Raw genomic sequence first — 17,316 nt, 5'->3', positions numbered from 1 at the left:
CGCTGTGCCGGCGCGAACCGAGGAGGATTGTCATGTGGCGGGGTCTGATCGAGGCGTACCGGGACCGGTTGCCGGTCACCGACGCCACGCCGGTGATCACCCTCTACGAGGGCAACACGCCGCTGCTTCCGGCTCCGGTGCTCTCCGCCCGGGTCGGTGCCGACGTCTACCTCAAGGTCGAGGGGGCCAACCCGACCGGGTCGTTCAAGGACCGGGGCATGACGATGGCGGTCTCCAAGGCGGTCGAGGAGGGCAACAAGGCGATCATCTGTGCCTCCACCGGCAACACCAGCGCGTCGGCCGCCGCGTACGCCGCCCGCGCCGGCCTGACCTGCGCGGTGCTCGTGCCGCAGGGCAAGATCGCGCTCGGCAAGTTGGCCCAGGCGCTGGTGCACGGGGCCCGGCTGCTGCAGGTCGACGGCAACTTCGACGACTGCCTGTCGATGGCGGCCAAGCTGGCCCAGGACTACCCGGTGGCACTGGTCAACTCGGTGAACATTTTCCGGCTGCACGGGCAGAAGACCGCCGCGTTCGAGATCGTCGCCGGGCTCGGTGACGCCCCGGACATCCACTGCCTGCCGGTCGGCAACGCCGGCAACATCAGCGCGTACTGGATGGGCTACCTGGAAGACGTCGAGGCCGGCAACGCCACCCGTGCCCCGAAGATGTACGGCTTCCAGGCGTCGGGTGCCGCCCCGATCGTCTCCGGTGAAGTGGTCCGCCAGCCGTCGACGATCGCCACCGCGATCCGGATCGGCAACCCGGCGAGCTGGACCAAGGCCCTCGACGCCCGGGACGCCTCGGGGGGTCTGATCGACGCGGTCACCGACCGGGACATCCTGGCGGCGTACCGGCTGCTGGCCCGGGAGGTCGGGGCCTTCGTCGAGCTGGCCAGCGCGGCCAGCGTCGCCGGGCTGCTGCAGGCCGCCGCCGCCGGCAAAGTACCGGCCGGTGCCACCGTGGTCTGCACGGTCACCGGGCACGGTCTGAAGGACCCGGAGTGGGCGATTTCCACCGCTCCGGCGCCGACCACCATCGGCAATGATCCGCTACTCGCGGCCCGTGCTCTCGACCTGGCCTGAGGACGGCGCCGGTCGGGTGTGACGCGGCTCGACCTGAGCCGTGTCGGTTTCGGCCAGGTCCGCTTCCGCGGCGTCGACCAGCAGCCGGGTCGCGACGGCTACGGTACGCAGCTCGTCGGTGTCCAGCCGGGCCAACAGCCGGGCCTGGCGGTCGGTGCCGGCGGTGACGATCCGGTCCATCAGCTGCCGCCCGTCGTCGGTCAGCTCGATCCGGCGGACCCGCCGGTCCCCGGGGTCCTCCCGGCGGCCGACCAGCCGGTGGGCCGCGAGTCGGTCCACGATTCCGCTGACCGTGGCCATCCGTACCCCGAGCACCTGGCTGAGCTCCTGTCCCGAGGCGCTGCCACGCAGGTAGAGCAGGAGCAGTATCTTCAGCTGCGGCACGGTGAGGTGTGAGTCGAACAGCGGGTCGGAACGGTCGGAGGCGAACAGGACCTGCAGCCGGCGGCTGGTCGCCGTGATCTGGTCGATCAGTTCGTCCCGCTGGGCCACCTGCGCTCCCTCTGGTCCGGCACGGTGGTGGGCCGGCCGCCCGCCGTGCGCAGACGATATCCCAACAACTTCGCGTGACGCTAACTGTTAGCCTTGGCCGAACAATTCCCGTCGTTCCGCCGCCGGACTCTTCCAGGAGTGAGCCCGCACATGTCGTTGCTCGCCAGACTCAGCCTCGCCAACCGAGGGCTCGTGGCGCTCGTCGCGGTCGTGATCACGATCTTCGGCGCCGTCACCATCCCGACGCTCAAACAGCAACTTCTGCCTTCGTTGGAGTTCCCGGCCGCCTTCGTCAGCGCGGTTTACCCCGGCGCGGCACCGGAGATCGTCGAATCGCAGGTGACCGAGCCCATCGAGAACGCCATCTCGGGCGTCGCCGACCTCGAGAACGTCACCTCCACCTCCAGCGAGAGCTTCGCCACCGTGCAGGTCGAGTTCGCCTTCGGCACCGACCTGACCAGCGCCGTGAACGAGCTGGAGACCTCGATCAACCGGATTCAGCTGCCCGACGGTGTGGAACCGGCCGTCTTTGCCGGCAGCACCGATGACCTGCCGGCTGTGGTGCTCGCCGCCACCGGCGCCGGTGGACCGGGGCTCGCCGGACGTCTGGACGAGGTCGTGCTGCCCGAGCTGGAAGCAATCGATGGGGTACGCGCCGTCGACGTCACCGGCGCCGGTGAACAGATCGTCTCGATCACCCCCGACTACGCCGCGCTGGCCTCCGCCGGTCTCGACCCGAGCGCGATCGGCAACGCCCTGCGGGTCAACGGCGTCACCATCCCGGCCGGCTCCCTCACCGACGGCGACGAGAGCCTGACCGTCCAGGTCGGCACCAGGATCGATTCACTGAGCGACCTCGCCGGGATCTACCTCACCGCGTCCGGCCGGCCGTCGGTGCGGCTCGGCGACGTCGCCGAGATCAGCGAGCAGACCGCTCCCGCCACCTCGATCACCAGAACCAACGGCGCGGACAGCCTCGGGATCGCGGTGACCGCCGGCCCCGACGGCGACGCGGTCGGCATCTCGCACGAGATCCGGGACCGGCTCGACGAGCTTGGCGCGGCCGCCGACACCGAACTGATCGTGGTGTTCGACCAGGCGCCGTTCGTGGAACGCTCGATCGAGGCGCTCACCACCGAAGGCATGCTCGGCCTGGTGATGGCGGTGCTGGTCATCCTGATCTTCCTGCTGTCGGTACGGTCCACCGTGGTCACCGCGGTCTCCATCCCGCTGTCGGTGCTGATCGCGCTGATCGCCCTGTGGATCGGCGAATACTCGCTCAACCTGCTCACCCTCGGCGCGCTGACCATCTCGGTCGGCCGCGTGGTGGACGACTCGATCGTGGTGCTGGAGAACATCAAACGACATCTCGAGTACGGCGAGGACCGGCGTACCGCGATCCTGACCGGGGTCCGGGAGGTGGCCGGTGCGGTCACCTCGTCGACCCTGGCGACCGTCGCAGTCTTCGCCCCGATCGCGATCGTCGGCGGGTTCGTCGGCCAGCTGTTCGCGCCGTTCGCCATCACGGTGACCGTCGCGCTGCTCGCTTCGCTGCTGGTCTCGCTCACCATCATCCCGGTGCTCGCCTACTGGTTCCTCAAGCCGGCCGCCGCCGGCACCGACCTGGAGCAGGTCCGGCAGGAGGCCGAAGCCAAGGAGCTGCGCAACCCGTTGCAGCGCGGCTACCTGCCGGTGATCCGGTTCGCCACCACCCGGCGGTGGGCCACCGTCGGCATCGGGCTGGCGGTGCTGCTCGGCACGTTCGCGCTGAGCACCCGGCTGGAGACCAACTTCATCGACGACGCCGGCCAGGACACCCTGAGCATGCGGCAGGAGTTGCCGGCGGGCACCAGCCTGGCCGCCGTCGACCGGGCCGCCATCTCGGTGGAGCGGGTCCTCGCGCGGACCGACGGAATCGAGTCCTACCAGGTGTCGATCGGCGCGAGCAGCAACCCGTTCGCCGGTGGCGGCGGCAACACCACGGCCAGCTACTCGATCAGCCTGACCGAGGACACCGACAACATCGCCGTGCAGCAGCAGTTGCGGGACGAGTTCGCCGGCCGCGACGGCCTGGGCGAGATCACGCTCGGGGCGGCCGACGGCGGGCCCGGTGGCGGGAGCGCCAACCAGCTGCAGGTCATCGTGCAGGCCAACGACCCGGACGATCTGGCCACCGCCGCGGAGCGGGTCCGGGCCGCGATGTCGCAGACTCCGGACGTCGCCGACGTCACCAGCACCCTGTCCGAGGACGTGACCCGGCTGCAGGTGCAGATCGACCGCGCGGCGGCAGCTCAGGCCGGGCTGAACGAGGCCGCGCTCGGGCAACTCGTCGCCCAAGCCTTCCGCGGCAGCCCGCTGGGACAGGTCACCATCGACGGCGACCGGCTGGACGTGGTGCTCAGCCCGAGCGCCCGGGTGACCTCGGCCGAGGAGTTGGCGGCGTTGCCGGTCGGGCCGGCGACCCTCGCAGCCTTCGCCGACATCGTCGAGGTCAGCGGGCCGGTGCAGATCAACCGGGTGGACGGCGAACGCAGTGCCACTGTCACCGGCACCGCGACCGGCTCCAACGTCGGGCGGACCAGCGCGCAGCTCGAGGATCGGCTCGAGGAGCTGCGGCTGCCGGCCGGCGCCACTTACACCATCGGTGGGGTCAGCGCCGACCAGGCGGAGGCGTTCGCCGACCTCGGGTTGGCCCTACTCGCCGCGATCGCCATCGTCTTCGTGATCATGGTGGCGACGTTCCGCAGCCTGATCCAGCCGCTGATCCTGCTGGTGTCGGTGCCGTTCGCGGCGACCGGCGCGATCGGTCTGCTGGTCGTCACCGGTACGCCGATGGGTGTGCCGGCGCTGATCGGCGCGTTGATGCTGGTCGGCATCGTGGTGACCAACGCGATCGTGCTGATGGACCTGATCAACCAGTACCGCGAGCAGGGGATGAGCGTGTCCCAGGCGGTGGTCGAGGGCGGCCGGCGTCGGCTGCGGCCGATCCTGATGACCGCGATCGCCACCATCTGCGCGTTGACGCCGATGGCGCTCGGCCTGACCGGGGTGGCCGGCTTCATCGGTCAGCCGTTGGCGATCGTGGTGATCGGTGGCCTGTTCAGCTCGACGCTGCTCACCCTGGTGCTGGTGCCGACGCTCTACACCATGGTCGAGGGCACCAAGGATCGGCTGCGGCAGCGCCGGGTCGCCCGCCGGTCGGCGGGCCCGGCCGGCGACGCGGGTGACGTCGCTGCGGCACCGGACCGGCCGTCGGGTGTCGGCACCGGCACCGAACGAGGCACCGGCGGCGACGCAGCGGATGGCCGTAACGGCTCCGACGCCGCCGGCCGTACGTCGCCGGTGGCCGCGCCGCCGGCCCGCCCGTCGGCGGCGCTGGTCGACGGCACCGACCAGTTCGAGGTGCTGAAGCTGCCGAAGAGCCGCACGTCGCCGCTGCCGCCGACGGATCCGCCGGCGGAGAAGTGACCGAGCGGGGGTCCCCGGTGCCCCGGGGACCCCCGCGACAACCCGTCGCGCAGATCACACTTCGTCCACTGTCCGGTTTCCGGTCGGTAAGGTGTCGGTACGTGTCCTCACCGTTAGCGGTCCTTACCGGCAACCGGGATTTCCGCCGGCTACTCCTCGCCGAACTGGTCGTCTTCGGAGCGGACTGGTTCGTCATGGTGCCGCTGGTGGTGCTGCTGCCGGAGCTGACCGGCAGCGGCGTCTGGGGCGCTCTGGTGCTCGCCGTGGACACCGGCATCCACGCCCTGATGCTGCCGTTCACCGGTACGCTCGCCGACCGCTTCGACCGCCGTCGGATCCTGATCGCCGCGAACCTGGCCGCCGTCGTCGCGGTGCTGTTGCTGCTGGCCGTACGCACCCCGGGTACCGCCTGGCTGGCGTTGTTCGCCATCGCGTCGCTCGCGGTGGCCAAGTCCTGCTACTCGCCGGCCGCCCAGGCCGCGCTGCCGAACGTGGTCTCGGCGGCGGAGTTGCCCGCCGCCAACGTCTTCGCCGGCTCCGCGTGGGGCACGATGGCGATCGTCGGCGCGTCGCTCGGCGGGCTGCTCAGCGCGGCCCTCGGCCCGTACGCGTGCTTCTGGATCGCCGCCGCGGCGCTGCTGCTCGCGGCGGTGGTCACCATGTCGATCCGCCGGCCGATGCAGGCTCCGCGCGACGCCACACTGCCGGCGCCCCGGACGCTGACCGCGATCCGTGAGGCGCTGGCCTACATCGGTGGCCGTCCGCAGGTGCTCGCCCTGGTGACCGCGAAGAGCGCGGTCGGCCTCGGCAACGGCGTACTCACGTTGTTTCCGCTGTTGGCCGGGGTGTACGGGGTCGGCGCGATCGGGACCGGCCTGCTGTTCGCCGTGCGGGGCGCTGGCGCGGTGATCGGTCCGCTGCTGACCCGCCCGGTGCTGAACCGACGGTCCTGGCTGCTCACCGGGTTGGCCGCGTCGATGTCGGTTTACGGGCTGTCCTACGCCAGCATCTCGCTGGTCACCTGGTTCCCGTTGGTGCTCGCCCTGGTCTTCCTGGCCCACCTGGGTGGCGGCAGCAACTGGGTGCTCTCCAACTACGCCCTGCAGGCGGTGGTGCCGGACCGGCTGCGCGGCCGGGTCTTCGCCACCGATCTGATGCTCGCCACCTTGTCGATCTCGGTGAGCCAGTTGATCGTGGCCAGTGTGATCGACACTCTGGACACCCGGATCATCCTGGCGACGTGCGGTCTGGTGACCGTCACCTATGCGATTGGCTGGCGGCTGGCGACCCGTCGGCTGGGATCGGTGGTTGCGGCCAGCCGCTAGCATCGTGATATCACTTTGATAGCGAGCTGGTGGTGAGGGAGTGAGCATGGAACGAGCCGTGTTCCGGATGTCCGGATTCGTAGCGATCAGCGGCCTGGTGGTGCCAGGTCTACTCGGCCTGGCGGTGGTAGCGCCCGGCATCAACTCGGTGGCCGACGTGGACGTCTGGATGGCCGTCGCCGCCGCGGTCTACGTCGGGGTCATCGCGCTGGCCGCAACCGGGTTCACCGTGGTCAACCCCAACGAGGCGCAGGTGGTGCAGTTCTTCGGCCGCTACCTCGGCTCGATCCGGGTCGCCGGCCTGCACTGGACCTGGCCGCTGACCGCCCGGCGCAAGGTCACCCTGCGAGTGCGCAACTTCGAGACCGACCGGCTCAAGGTCGCCGACGCCGACGGCAACCCGGTCGAGATCGCCGCCGTCGTCGTGTGGCGGGTGGTCGACTCGGCGAGCGCCGTCTTCGCCGTCGACGACCACGTCGAGTACGTGGCCGTCCAGGCCGAGGCCGCCGTCCGGCATCTGGCCACCAGCTACCCGTACGAGGCGCACGACGCTGGGCGGGCCAGCCTGCGGGACAGTACGGTGGTCGCCGACGAGCTGACCGAGGAGTTGCGGGAGCGGGTCGAGCTGGCCGGCGTGGAGGTGCTGGAATCCCGGGTCACCCACCTCGCGTACGCCCCCGAGATCGCCCACGCGATGCTCGCCCGGCAGCAGGCCGCCGCTGTCGTCGCGGCCCGGTTCCGAATCGTCGAGGGCGCCGTCGGCATGGTCTCCAACGCGTTGGAACGGCTGGCCGACGAGCACGTGGTCGACCTCGACGAGGAACGCAAGGCCCAGATGGTCGCCAACCTGCTGGTGGTGCTCTGCGGCGACCGGGCGGTGCAGCCGGTGGTGAACACCGGGTCTCTCTACAGCTGAGGCGGTCCACGGCTGATGGCCGAACGCAAGAAGCTGCTGTTGCGGCTCGATCCGGCGGTCCACGAGGCGATTGCCAAGTGGGCCGCCGACGACCTGCGCAGCGTCAACGCCCAGATCGAGTACGCGCTGCGGTTCGCGCTGCGTGCCGCCGGCCGCACACCCGGATCGGGCCGGACATCCGGATCCGATCGGGCAACTGGATCGGGCCCGTCGGCCGACGGCCCGGACCGGCCGTCGGCGCCCTGACACCGGGCAACCGACCAGGACCTAGCATGGGGCGATGGGTATCAGCTTCGTTCCCGGGCCGGTGACCGTGCGGGTCCCGGCCACCAGCGCCAACCTCGGCCCCGGGTTCGACGCGCTCGGGTTGGCGCTCGGTCACCACGACGAGGTGACCGCCCGGGTGGTGCCCGCCGGCTGCCGGGTCGAGATCTCCGGCGAAGGAGCTGGCGAGTTGCCGCTCGACGGCGGCCATCTCGTCGTCCGCGCCATGCACGCCACCTTCGACGAGCTCGGCGGCCGGCCGGCTGGCCTGGCGTTGAGCTGCGTGAACCGGATCCCCCAGGCACGCGGCCTGGGTTCGTCGTCGGCGGCGATCGTGGCCGGCGTACAGCTGGCCCGAGGGCTCGTCGTCGGCGGGACGCAGCTGCTGGACACCGCCGCCGCGCTGCGGATCGCCGCCCGGTTGGAGGGCCACCCGGACAACGTGGCACCCTGCCTGCTCGGCGGGTTCACCATCGCCTGGACCGAGGCGTCCGGGTCGCGCGCGGTGTCGGTGCCAGCGCATCCGGCGGTGTCGCCGACCGTCTACGTACCCAGTAACCGGGGTCTGACCGAGGCGGCGCGGGCGGCGCTGCCCGCCCAGGTCCCACACGCGGACGCCGCATTCACCGCCGGCCGGGCCGCCCTGCTGAGCCATGCGATCACTGCCGACCCGACGCTGTTGCTGGCCGCGACCGAGGACCGGTTGCACCAGGACTACCGGGGTCCATCGATGCCGGCCAGTGCGGAACTGGTCCGCCGCCTGCGGGCGACCGGTGTGGCTGCGGTGATAAGTGGGGCGGGTCCGAGCGTCCTGGCGTTGACCGAAGTCCCGGCCGGCTTCTGTCCGGGAATGGACTGGCAGACTCACTTGTTTGCGGTAGACGTTGCCGGAGCCCGGATCGAAGGCGCTATAGTAGGACACGCCGAGCGGGACCCTGTTGCCGCAGGTCGGAAGAGTTGACTACGCTCTAGGCCAAGCACAGCCGCGAAGCACGCGATCTCCTGCGGGGCGGCGCACCCCCGAAGCTACCGGCGGTAAGCCCGTCTCACCCCTGCCTAGGCCACCGCCAAACCGCAGTCTCCACGGATCGCTGCAGATGTCGAGAGCTGCCCACCGAGGCTGGTGAAGCGGGTTCGGCAGAGCTGCGCGAAGACTCCCGCGACGTGTCATGCGAGGCGGGTGCACCGAGGCCACCCGGCTACCTAGCGTCTTGACCCGGGTTGCCCGGCCTATCGAGGGAAGGAATCCATTGAGCGACACCACCGACGTGACGTCGGATGTCTCCAACGTCGCTGACGACACCACCGCTGCTCCTGCCCGCCGTCGGCGGTCCGGCACCGGGCTGTCCGCGATGCTGCTGCCGGAGTTGCAGAGCCTCGCCGCGTCGCTCGGCATCTCCGGCACCGCTCGGATGCGCAAGAGTGAGCTGATCACCGCGATCACCGAGCGCCAGGCCGGCGGGGGTGCCCCACGGCCGCGCGCCGAGGTCGCAGCGGCGACCGCACCCCCTCGGGAGGAGGTCCGCGCCGAGGTCCGTCCTGAGGCCGAGCGGCGCGACGGCGGCGACGGCGGGTCGGAGCGGCGTGAAGGCGGCGACGGCGGGTCCGAACGGCGCGACGGCGAGCAACTCGCCATCGTCGACGAGCCGGCCCGCGAGCGCAGCACCCGCCGCGGCCGTCGGTCGGCAGCCGAGTCGCGTACCGACGAGACCGCGACCGCGCCGACTGAGTCGGGCGAGCGGGCTGACCGGGGCGGTGACGGCCGGACCGACCGTGACCGGGACAACCGAGACGGCCGGGACAACCGAGACGGCCGGGACAACCGAGACGGCCGGGACAACCGTGACCGTGACGGCCGAGCCGACCGTGGCGAGCGGGCCGAGCGGGCCGAGCGGGGCGGTGACGGCCGTGGTGGTCGCGACCGAAACGACCGGGGTGACCGTAACGACCGCGGCGACCGCGGCGAGCGGAACCAGCGGGACAACAACGACGACGACGACAACGAAGGCGGCGGTCGGCGCAGCCGACGCAGCCGGTTCCGCGACCGTCGGCGGCGGGGGGACCGCGGTGACGGCGACGGTGGCGGCGGCCGGGAGCCGCAGGTGACCGAGGACGACGTTCTCGTCCCGGTCGCCGGCATCCTCGACGTGCTGGACAACTACGCGTTCGTGCGTACCACCGGCTACCTCTCCGGGCCGAACGACGTCTACGTCTCCATGTCGCAGGTCAAGAAGCACGGTCTGCGGCGCGGTGACGCGGTCACCGGCGCGGTGCGCGCCACCCGCGAGGGTGAGCAGCGCCGCGACAAGTACAACCCGCTGGTCCGGCTGGACACCATCAACGGCATGGAGCCGGAGGAGGCCCGGCGACGGCCCGAGTTCTACAAACTCACCCCGCTCTACCCACAGGACCGGCTGCGGCTGGAGACCGAACCGCACATCCTCACCACCCGGGTCATCGACCTAGTGATGCCGATCGGCAAAGGCCAGCGGGCGCTGATCGTCTCCCCGCCCAAGGCGGGCAAGACGATGGTGCTGCAGGCGATCGCCAACGCCATCACGCACAACAACCCCGAGTGCCACCTGATGGTGGTGCTGGTCGACGAGCGTCCGGAAGAGGTCACCGACATGCAGCGGTCGGTGAAGGGCGAGGTCGTCGCGGCCACGTTCGACCGGCCGCCGCAGGACCACACCACGGTCGCCGAGTTGGCCATCGAACGGGCCAAGCGGCTGGTCGAATTGGGCCACGACGTTGTCGTGCTGCTCGACTCGGTGACCCGGCTGGGCCGCTCGTACAACCTGGCCGCGCCGGCCAGCGGGCGGATCATGTCCGGTGGTATCGACTCGACGGCGCTGTACCCGCCGAAGCGGTTCCTCGGCGCGGCCCGCAACATCGAGAACGGCGGTTCGTTGACTATCCTCGCCACCGCGTTGGTGGAGACCGGGTCCATGATGGATACGGTGATCTTCGAGGAGTTCAAGGGGACCGGCAACGCCGAGCTCAAGCTGGACCGCAAGATCGCCGACAAGCGGGTGTTCCCGTCGATCGACATCCACCCGTCCGGCACCCGTAAGGAGGAGATCCTGCTCGCGCCGGAGGAGCTGGCGATCACCCACAAGCTGCGCAAGGTGCTCCACTCGCTAGACTCCCAGGCGGCGCTGGACCTGCTGCTGGACCGACTCAAGCAGAGCCGGACCAACATCGAGTTCCTGATGCAGATCGCGAAGTCGACACCGGGGGAGTGATCCGGGTACCCCCGGTACCGGCCCCGCGTGGCCGGGAATCCGGCAGGTCCGTCGGGCGTTGCGTCCGTCGGTGTTCGTGACGGTCACGGTGGGCGGTTCGCTCCGCCCACCGCGACCCGCTGCCAGGGCCCGTGGCAGACTGACAGCAGGCCAGGTTCCGGTTCACGCCCGAGTCGGCCCGCGCAACGGCGCGGCCGACGTCGACGGCGACCCGGCGACCGACGAAGAGAGGACCACCCGTGAAGAAGGACATCCACCCGGAGTACGTGACCACCGAGGTCACCTGCTCCTGCGGCGCATCGTTCACCACCCGCAGCACCGCACCCGGCGGCAGGATCCACGCTGAGACCTGCAGCGCCTGTCACCCGTTCTACACCGGCAAGCAGCGCGTCCTCGACACCGCCGGCCGGGTCGCCAAGTTCCAGCAGAAGTACGCCAAGGCGAAGGCCAACAAGGCCAAGTAGCTGTGCGCGCGGCGCCCGCTTCCGACCGACGTCGGGGGCGGGCGCTGCGGTGTCTGGACGGTCCTGGTCTTCCACCCGGTGGATGAAGGAGTACTTGTATGAGCAGCGAGCGCCTGGCCGGGCTCCTCGACGAGTACGCCGAGCTGGAGAAGCAGCTGGCCGATCCGGCGATCCACGCGGACCAGGCCACCGCCCGCCGGGTCGGTCGCCGGTTCGCCGAGCTGGCCCCACTGCACAAGGCTGCCACCGAGCTCGCCCACGCCCGGGCCGACTTGGCCGCCGCCCGCGAGTTGGCCGGCGAGGACCCGGCGTTCACCGTCGAGGCGGAGGCGATCGCCGCCAGCCTGCCCGACCTGGAGGCCCGCCTCGCCGAACTGCTGATCCCCCGGGACCCGCACGACGCCAAGGACGTCATCGTCGAGATCAAGGCGGGCGAGGGCGGCGAGGAGTCGGCGCTGTTCGCCGGTGACCTGCTCCGGATGTACCTGCGGTACGCCGAACGGCGCGGCTGGCAGGTCGAGGTGCTCGACTCGCAGGATTCCGACCTCGGCGGGGTCAAGGACGTCTCGCTTGCGATCAAGTCGCGCGGAATGCCCGAGGGCGGCAACGGCGTCTGGTCCCGGCTCAAGTGGGAGGGCGGCGTGCACCGGGTGCAGCGGGTGCCGGTCACCGAGTCGCAGGGCCGGATCCACACCAGCGCTGCCGGGGTGCTGGTGCTGCCGGAGGCCGAGGACGTCGAGGTCAGCATCGACCCGAACGAGTTACGCGTCGACGTGTTCCGCTCCTCCGGCCCCGGCGGCCAGTCGGTCAACACCACCGATTCGGCGGTACGGATCACCCATGTGCCGACCGGCATCGTCGTCTCCTGCCAGAACGAGAAGAGCCAGCTGCAGAACCGGGAGCAGGCGATGCGGATCCTGCGCGCCCGGTTGCTCGCCGCCGCCCAGGAACAGGCCGACGCGGCGGCGTCCGACGCCCGCCGTTTACAGGTGCGTACGGTCGACCGGTCCGAGCGGGTGCGCACCTACAACTACCCGCAGAACCGGATCACCGACCACCGGATCGGCTACACGGCGTACAACATGGACCTGGTGGTCGGCGGGGAGCTCGACGGCGTCCTCGACGCGCTCGCCGAGGCGGACCGGGCAGCCCGGCTGGCCGGTGACACCGAGCTGACCCGCCGCTGACCGGTCACCGGCACTGGGCCCTGCACTGACTGCGGCCTCACCGGCACCGGCCTGGCGGTCAGCGTACCGGGTTGGGCCGTTGCCGGGCCTCGCGCATCTGCCGGGTCGCCACCTCGAAGGCCCGGCTGAGCGCTTCGCGCAACCCCGGACCGGAGCCGCTGATCTCGGCGTAGCCGACGCTGACCCCGACCGGGGTGCCGGGCACCAGCGACTCCCACTCCTCACCGGCCACCGCGGCGGTGATCCGGCGGGCCACGTCGGCCGCCTCGGCCGGGCCGGCGCCGGGCAGCACCACCACGAACTCGTCGCCGCCGTACCGGGCCACGAAGTCACCCCGGCGCATCACCCGGTTGATCACCCCGGCGACCCGTTGCAGCACCAGGTCACCGGAGTGGTGGCCGTGCACCGTGTTGACCGACTTGAACCCGTCCAGGTCGCAGACCATCACCATGGCCCGGTCGCCCCGGCCGGCCATGTCGGTGACGTAGAGGTCGAGGTGGCGGCGGCTGGCCAGCCCGGTCAGCGGGTCGGTCAACGCCTCCTGGGTGTACTGCGCGGCGGAGCGGCGCATCTCCTCCTGGTCCAGCCGGGCGGCGATGCCGTCGACGTACATGTCGCGCAGCCGGTCGTTGCGCCGGGTGGCCAGCCGGAACGCATACCGGTCGGCGTCGTGCGCGGCGGCGTGGTCGCCGGCCCGGGTGTGCGCGACGCTGCGCAGCCGGGCCGTCTCGGCGGCACCGAGCGTCTCGGCGGAGACCACCGCCGTGGACAGTCGGGTCAACGCCTCCGCCGGCCGGTCCGCCGCGATGGTCAGGCAGACCGCACCGAGTTGGCGCAGGTCGCGGGCCCGGGCACTGTCTCCGCCGTCGATCATCAGCCGGGTCGCCTCCGGGGCTCCGGCGGGCAGCCGGGCCGGCTCACCGAGCGCGGCGAGCCGGGCCAGGGCGTACCCGTAGGCCACCCGGCTGCTCGGGCGCAGCCGCCCGGTCCGGTCGGCGTGCACGAACTTCGCCAGGTCGCCGCCGATGTCGCGGAGCACCCGCAGGCAGCCGTCGGTGTCTCCATGATGGTCCAACGCGACGGCGTTGCGCAGCCGGATGCCGGGCGCGGCGAAGGTCTCCTCTGGAATGCCGGTGGCGTTGGCGAGCTGCCGGGCGTGCTCAATGGCGCTCAACGCGTACCCGTGGAAGCTGAGGTAGGAGTAGGCCATCGCCAGGTCGTGCCAGCCCCAGGCGGTTTCCCGGTCCACGTCGGTGGCGGCGCCGAGCGCCCGTGCGCTGTGCACAAGATGGGTGACGCACCGGTCGAACGCCCCCTGCTGGTGGGCGGCGAGCGCGGCCAACGCGTGCAGGTGGCCGTGCAGGTACGGGTCGCTGACGTCGCGGGCGGCCTCGAACGCACGGTCGACGGCCACCGTGTACTCGGCGGACCGGCCGAGGTTGAGCAGCGCGGAGAGCCGCTGCACCAGCGCGTCGGCCCGCACGTACCGGTTGCTTGTGCTCCGGATCACCTGTTCGAAGGCGACGCAGGCTTCGGCCGAACGGCTGCTCTCCATCAGCGCCCGGGCCTGCATCAGCGCCTCGGCCTGGTCGGTGAGCCGGTCGAGCCAACCCACGCACAACCTCCCTGGAGCCCGCTGGAATCTGGCGGAGCACACACCCGACCCGATCCGCGACCTGTTCCACGGACGCCCGGGTGGACGCACCATGATTATGTCGTGAACCGCTTGCGAGAGAACACCTCCGGATCGCCGGATCGGACGCCGATCCGGGCCGCGGTGGCCGCCGCCGCCGCCCGGCTGGACGCCGCCGGCGTCGTCACCGCCCGGGTCGACGCGGAGCTGATCGCCGCCTCGGTGCTGGGCATTCCGCGTGGCCGGCTGGCATTGAGTGGCGACTTCGATGAGGCCGACATCGGCAGGTTCCACAGTCTGGTGACCCGCCGGGCGGCGGGGGAACCGGTGCAGCACCTCACCGGATCGGCACCGTTTCGTTATCTGGAGCTCGCCGTGGGGCGGGGGGTCTTCGTACCCCGGCCGGAGACCGAACTGCTCGCCGGGGCGGGCGTCGACGCGCTGCGTGACCAGCCCGGCGAGGCGATCGTCGTCGACCTGTGCAGCGGCAGCGGCGCGGTGGCACTGGCGGTCGCGCACGAGGTTCCGACGGCGCGGGTGGTCGCGGTCGAACGTTCGACGGACAGCCTGCGCTGGCTGCGCCGCAACGCCCGGCGACAGGCCGCCGCCGGGGACCGGCCGATCGAGGTGCTGGCCGGCGACGTCCGGGATCCTGGCCTGCTCGGCGAGTTCGCCGGCCGGGTGGACGTGCTGCTGTGCAACCCGCCGTACGTGCCGGACGGCACCCCGGTGCCGCTGGAGGTCGCCGGGCATGACCCGGCCGAGGCGGTCTTCGGCGGGCCGGACGGCCTGGCGGTCATCCGACCGGTGGTGCACCGCGCCGTGACCCTGCTGCGCCCCGGCGGGCTGTTCGGTGTCGAGCACGACGACGGCCACGCCGCCGCGGTCGTCACGTTGGTCGCCGCCGCCGGCCGGTTCGACGCTGTCACCAGCCACCGCGACCTGGCCGGCCGGCCGCGTTTCGTGACCGCCCGCCGGGCGGGCTGACGGCAGCTGGAGGTGATCGGTGCGGATCAGCGGTCGGGCACGTGGCAGACTGGCACATCGTGATGCTCTATGACTGCCGGTCCGCCGCCGACCGTGACAAAGGCATCGCCGCGGCGATCGAGGCGGTCAAGAACGGCGAGCTGGTCGTGCTGCCGACCGACACCGTGTACGGCGTCGGTGCCGACGCCTTCACCTCGTACGCGGTCACCGCGCTGCTCAACGCCAAGGGTCGGGACCGGCAGATGCCGCCGCCGGTGCTGGTCGGTTCCCGGCACACCCTCGACGGGTTGGTGCTGATCCTGCCGCAGCCCGCCCGCGACCTGGCCGACGCCTTCTGGCCGGGGGCGCTCACCATGATCGTCGAGCACGCGCCCAGCCTGAACTGGGATCTGGGGGACACCAACGGCACTGTCGCGGTCCGGATGCCGCTGCATCCGGTGGCGCTGGAGGTGCTGCGGGAGACCGGGCCGATGGCGGTCTCGTCGGCGAACAAGACCGGCCGGCCGCCAGCGGTGACCGCTGCCGAGGCCCGGGACCAGCTCGGCTACTCGGTGCGCGCGTACCTGGAAGCCGGCCCGTGCCCCGACCCGGTGCCCAGCACCATTGTCGACCTGACCGGCGACGTGCCCCGGGTGGTCCGCGACGGCGCAATTCCGATCGAGAAGCTGCGTGACGTGGTCCCGGACATCACCGGTACGGAGTCCTAGTGCCGCCGTTCACCGTCCTGCACGTCTGCATGGGCAACATCTGTCGTTCGCCGATGGCTGAGCGGCTGCTGGTGCTGGCGCTCCAGGAGCGGCTGGACCGGCTCGGTCCGGCGGCCGCGCCGCCGGTGGAGGAGCTGTTGCACAGCCACAGCGCCGGCACCGGCGGCTGGCACGCCGGCGAGGAGATGAATCCGCCGGCGGCCCGTCAGGTGCTCGCTCGGGGCGGGCTGGTCGACGGCTTCGCTGCCCGCAAGTTGCGGTCCGACCAGATCGACGCCGCCGACCTGGTGCTCACCGCCACCGCCGACCAGCTTGAGTACGTGCTCGCGTTGCGCCCCGACGCCGCCGAGCGCACCTTCGTGCTCGGCGAGTTCGGCCGGTTGCTGCCGGCGGTGGATCCGGACGGGCTGCCCGCCGCGCGGTCGGATTCCGACGCGTCGGTGACCCCGGAAGCGGTGCACGCCCGGGGCGCGGCGCTGGTCGCCGCGGTCGACGCGGTCCGGGCCGGCGCCGGCCCACAGCCGGGGGACGATCTGGACGATCCGTGGGGGCGCGGCGACCACACCTTCGCCCGGGTGGCCGACGAGATCGAGGAGACGGTGGGGGCGCTCGGCGTGGCGCTGCTGCCCTGAGATCGGCGGGGCGGGGCGAGGATGCAGGCGGAGGTCGTCCGATGATGCGCAGTCGGCTGCGGCACCTGCCGGTGCCGTCGATGGTGTCGGCGGTGCTGCTGCTGGTGCTCGCCGGGGTCGGCGGCTGGCGGGACGGAGTCCCGGGGGCGGTCGGTGGTGCCGTCGGTGTCGCGTTGGTGGCGACCAGCTATGTGGCGTCCAGCCTGGCGCTGGCCTGGGCGGACTCGGTGCATCCACGGATGGTGCTCAGTGTGGGCCTGCTCACCTACAGCTTGAAATTCGCGCTGCTCGGGGCGGCGGTGTTCGCGGTGGCGGCCTCAGACTGGCCGGGGCGGCAGATGCTTGCGGTGGCGATCGTCGTGGCCACAGTGGGATGGATCACGGCCCAGGTGTGGTGGACCTTCCGGGCCCGGATCCCGTACGTGGAGATCGATCCGCGCTGATCATCCGGTGACCCCGGGTGCCCGTCGACGGCGGGGTCAGCGGCGAGGATCAACGATATTCGCGAAGATTTGTCGGATTTGACCTACGCTGAGGCCGGGATCGCCGGTCATGTGGGGAGTGGATACCGACCGGGGCGGAAGAGGAGTAGCGTGTGCACCCATCTGATGTGCGACCGGGTCGCCCACACAACGAGGGTTGTGCGGGGGGTGACGCACAGCCTTCATCGTTGCCCTGATATGTTTCCGGCGTCATGGCCGGTGAACCACCTTCCGAACCCGCAGGTCCCTCGGGGGCCGACACCGGGTTTGCCGCGATCGGCTACCTGCTCGGCGGGATGGCCGTGTGGGGCGGCGCGGGGTGGCTCGTCGACCGTTGGCTGGACCTGCCCAACGTCGGGCTGCTGATCGGGCTGATCGGCGGGACGGCGGCCGGGGTCTACCTGACCGTTAAGAAGCTGGGCGCGTGAACCA

At 71.4% G+C, this 17,316-nt stretch carries 16 protein-coding genes; 14 read left to right on the top strand and 2 right to left on the bottom strand.

The features are described from left to right. The first annotated feature begins 32 nt into the window (after positions 1 to 32). Positions 33 to 1,082: a threonine synthase gene (gene thrC / locus ACFHWT_RS04760; protein ID WP_416593324.1), complete on the top strand. Its 1,050-nt coding sequence runs from the start codon at positions 33 to 35 to the stop codon at positions 1,080 to 1,082. Here thrC and ACFHWT_RS04755 read toward each other — a convergent pair. Then, complete coding sequence (locus ACFHWT_RS04755) at positions 1,050 to 1,574, bottom strand: MarR family winged helix-turn-helix transcriptional regulator (RefSeq protein ID WP_282232116.1); 525 nt, start codon at positions 1,572 to 1,574, stop codon at positions 1,050 to 1,052. The genes thrC and ACFHWT_RS04755 overlap by 33 nt on opposite strands. Before the next feature lie 150 nt (positions 1,575 to 1,724). On the opposite strand from ACFHWT_RS04755, the gene ACFHWT_RS04750 reads away from it, so the two are divergent. The 8 genes from ACFHWT_RS04750 to prfA all read left to right on the top strand — a co-directional run bounded on the left by ACFHWT_RS04750 (position 1,725) and on the right by prfA (position 12,443). Then, positions 1,725 to 5,042: an efflux RND transporter permease subunit gene (locus tag ACFHWT_RS04750; RefSeq protein WP_416593323.1), complete on the top strand. Its 3,318-nt coding sequence runs from the start codon at positions 1,725 to 1,727 to the stop codon at positions 5,040 to 5,042. Positions 5,043 to 5,143: 101 nt separating this feature from the next. Continuing rightward, entirely contained in the window at positions 5,144 to 6,367 is a 1,224-nt protein-coding gene (locus ACFHWT_RS04745) for an MFS transporter (RefSeq protein ID WP_416593322.1), read from the top strand. Positions 6,368 to 6,413: 46 nt separating this feature from the next. Beyond that, positions 6,414 to 7,283, top strand: a complete 870-nt coding sequence (locus ACFHWT_RS04740) for an SPFH domain-containing protein (RefSeq protein WP_416593321.1) — start codon at positions 6,414 to 6,416, stop codon at positions 7,281 to 7,283. Between the two features lie 15 nt (positions 7,284 to 7,298). Then, positions 7,299 to 7,529, top strand: coding sequence for a hypothetical protein (locus ACFHWT_RS04735; protein WP_416556974.1), 231 nt, complete (start codon positions 7,299 to 7,301; stop codon positions 7,527 to 7,529). A gap of 34 nt (positions 7,530 to 7,563) precedes the next feature. Next, positions 7,564 to 8,508: a homoserine kinase gene (gene thrB, locus ACFHWT_RS04730; RefSeq protein ID WP_416593320.1), complete on the top strand. Its 945-nt coding sequence runs from the start codon at positions 7,564 to 7,566 to the stop codon at positions 8,506 to 8,508. Positions 8,509 to 8,797: 289 nt separating this feature from the next. After that, entirely contained in the window at positions 8,798 to 10,792 is a 1,995-nt protein-coding gene (gene rho / locus ACFHWT_RS04725; protein WP_416593319.1) for a transcription termination factor Rho, read from the top strand. A 239-nt stretch (positions 10,793 to 11,031) separates the two neighbouring features. Continuing rightward, positions 11,032 to 11,256: a 50S ribosomal protein L31 gene (gene rpmE, locus ACFHWT_RS04720; RefSeq protein ID WP_416593318.1), complete on the top strand. Its 225-nt coding sequence runs from the start codon at positions 11,032 to 11,034 to the stop codon at positions 11,254 to 11,256. Between the two features lie 98 nt (positions 11,257 to 11,354). Next, positions 11,355 to 12,443 carry a peptide chain release factor 1 gene (gene prfA / locus ACFHWT_RS04715; protein WP_416593317.1) on the top strand — a complete coding sequence of 363 codons (1,089 nt, stop codon included), beginning with the start codon at positions 11,355 to 11,357 and terminating at the stop codon, positions 12,441 to 12,443. A 58-nt stretch (positions 12,444 to 12,501) separates the two neighbouring features. On the opposite strand, the gene ACFHWT_RS04710 is transcribed toward prfA, so the two are convergent. Beyond that, the gene (locus tag ACFHWT_RS04710; RefSeq protein WP_416593316.1) at positions 12,502 to 14,058 is read right to left on the bottom strand and encodes a GGDEF domain-containing protein; all 1,557 of its coding nucleotides are present in this window, start codon (positions 14,056 to 14,058) and stop codon (positions 12,502 to 12,504) included. Positions 14,059 to 14,160: 102 nt separating this feature from the next. Here ACFHWT_RS04710 and prmC point away from each other — a divergent pair, with 102 nt between their 5' ends. The 5 genes from prmC (at position 14,161) to ACFHWT_RS04685 (ending at position 17,312) form a co-directional block, all read left to right on the top strand. Then, on the top strand, positions 14,161 to 15,063 hold the full coding sequence (prmC, locus tag ACFHWT_RS04705; protein WP_416593315.1) for a peptide chain release factor N(5)-glutamine methyltransferase: 903 nt from the start codon (positions 14,161 to 14,163) through the stop codon (positions 15,061 to 15,063). Positions 15,064 to 15,125: 62 nt separating this feature from the next. Next, complete coding sequence (locus ACFHWT_RS04700) at positions 15,126 to 15,770, top strand: L-threonylcarbamoyladenylate synthase (protein WP_416593345.1); 645 nt, start codon at positions 15,126 to 15,128, stop codon at positions 15,768 to 15,770. Then, positions 15,770 to 16,402, top strand: coding sequence for a phosphotyrosine protein phosphatase (locus ACFHWT_RS04695; protein WP_416593314.1), 633 nt, complete (start codon positions 15,770 to 15,772; stop codon positions 16,400 to 16,402). Before ACFHWT_RS04700 ends, ACFHWT_RS04695 begins: the two co-directional genes overlap by 1 nt. A gap of 41 nt (positions 16,403 to 16,443) precedes the next feature. Then, entirely contained in the window at positions 16,444 to 16,845 is a 402-nt protein-coding gene (locus ACFHWT_RS04690; RefSeq protein WP_416593313.1) for a hypothetical protein, read from the top strand. Between the two features lie 251 nt (positions 16,846 to 17,096). Continuing rightward, positions 17,097 to 17,312 carry a hypothetical protein gene (locus ACFHWT_RS04685; protein ID WP_123603396.1) on the top strand — a complete coding sequence of 72 codons (216 nt, stop codon included), beginning with the start codon at positions 17,097 to 17,099 and terminating at the stop codon, positions 17,310 to 17,312. The last annotated feature ends 4 nt before the right edge of the window (positions 17,313 to 17,316 follow it).

The sequence above is a fragment of the Micromonospora sp. LOL_021 genome (genome assembly GCF_048060215.1).
In the GTDB taxonomy this organism is placed as follows: Bacteria; Actinomycetota; Actinomycetes; order Mycobacteriales; family Micromonosporaceae; genus Micromonospora_E.
The sequence above is the reverse complement of the archived record's forward strand: the minus strand, read 5'-3'. Positions and strand labels throughout refer to the sequence as shown.

Bases quoted from the DNA above. Each gene is read 5' to 3' on its own strand.
- thrC (WP_416593324.1), top strand. From the start codon at position 33: ATGTGGCGGGGTCTGATCGAGGCGTACCGGGACCGGTTGCCGGTCACC.
- ACFHWT_RS04750 (WP_416593323.1), top strand. From the start codon at position 1,725: ATGTCGTTGCTCGCCAGACTCAGCCTCGCCAACCGAGGGCTCGTGGCG.
- ACFHWT_RS04740 (WP_416593321.1), top strand. From the start codon at position 6,414: ATGGAACGAGCCGTGTTCCGGATGTCCGGATTCGTAGCGATCAGCGGC.
- ACFHWT_RS04735 (WP_416556974.1), top strand. From the start codon at position 7,299: ATGGCCGAACGCAAGAAGCTGCTGTTGCGGCTCGATCCGGCGGTCCAC.
- thrB (WP_416593320.1), top strand. From the start codon at position 7,564: ATGGGTATCAGCTTCGTTCCCGGGCCGGTGACCGTGCGGGTCCCGGCC.
- prfA (WP_416593317.1), top strand. From the start codon at position 11,355: ATGAGCAGCGAGCGCCTGGCCGGGCTCCTCGACGAGTACGCCGAGCTG.
- ACFHWT_RS04700 (WP_416593345.1), top strand. From the start codon at position 15,126: ATGCTCTATGACTGCCGGTCCGCCGCCGACCGTGACAAAGGCATCGCC.
- ACFHWT_RS04690 (WP_416593313.1), top strand. From the start codon at position 16,444: ATGATGCGCAGTCGGCTGCGGCACCTGCCGGTGCCGTCGATGGTGTCG.
- ACFHWT_RS04685 (WP_123603396.1), top strand. From the start codon at position 17,097: ATGGCCGGTGAACCACCTTCCGAACCCGCAGGTCCCTCGGGGGCCGAC.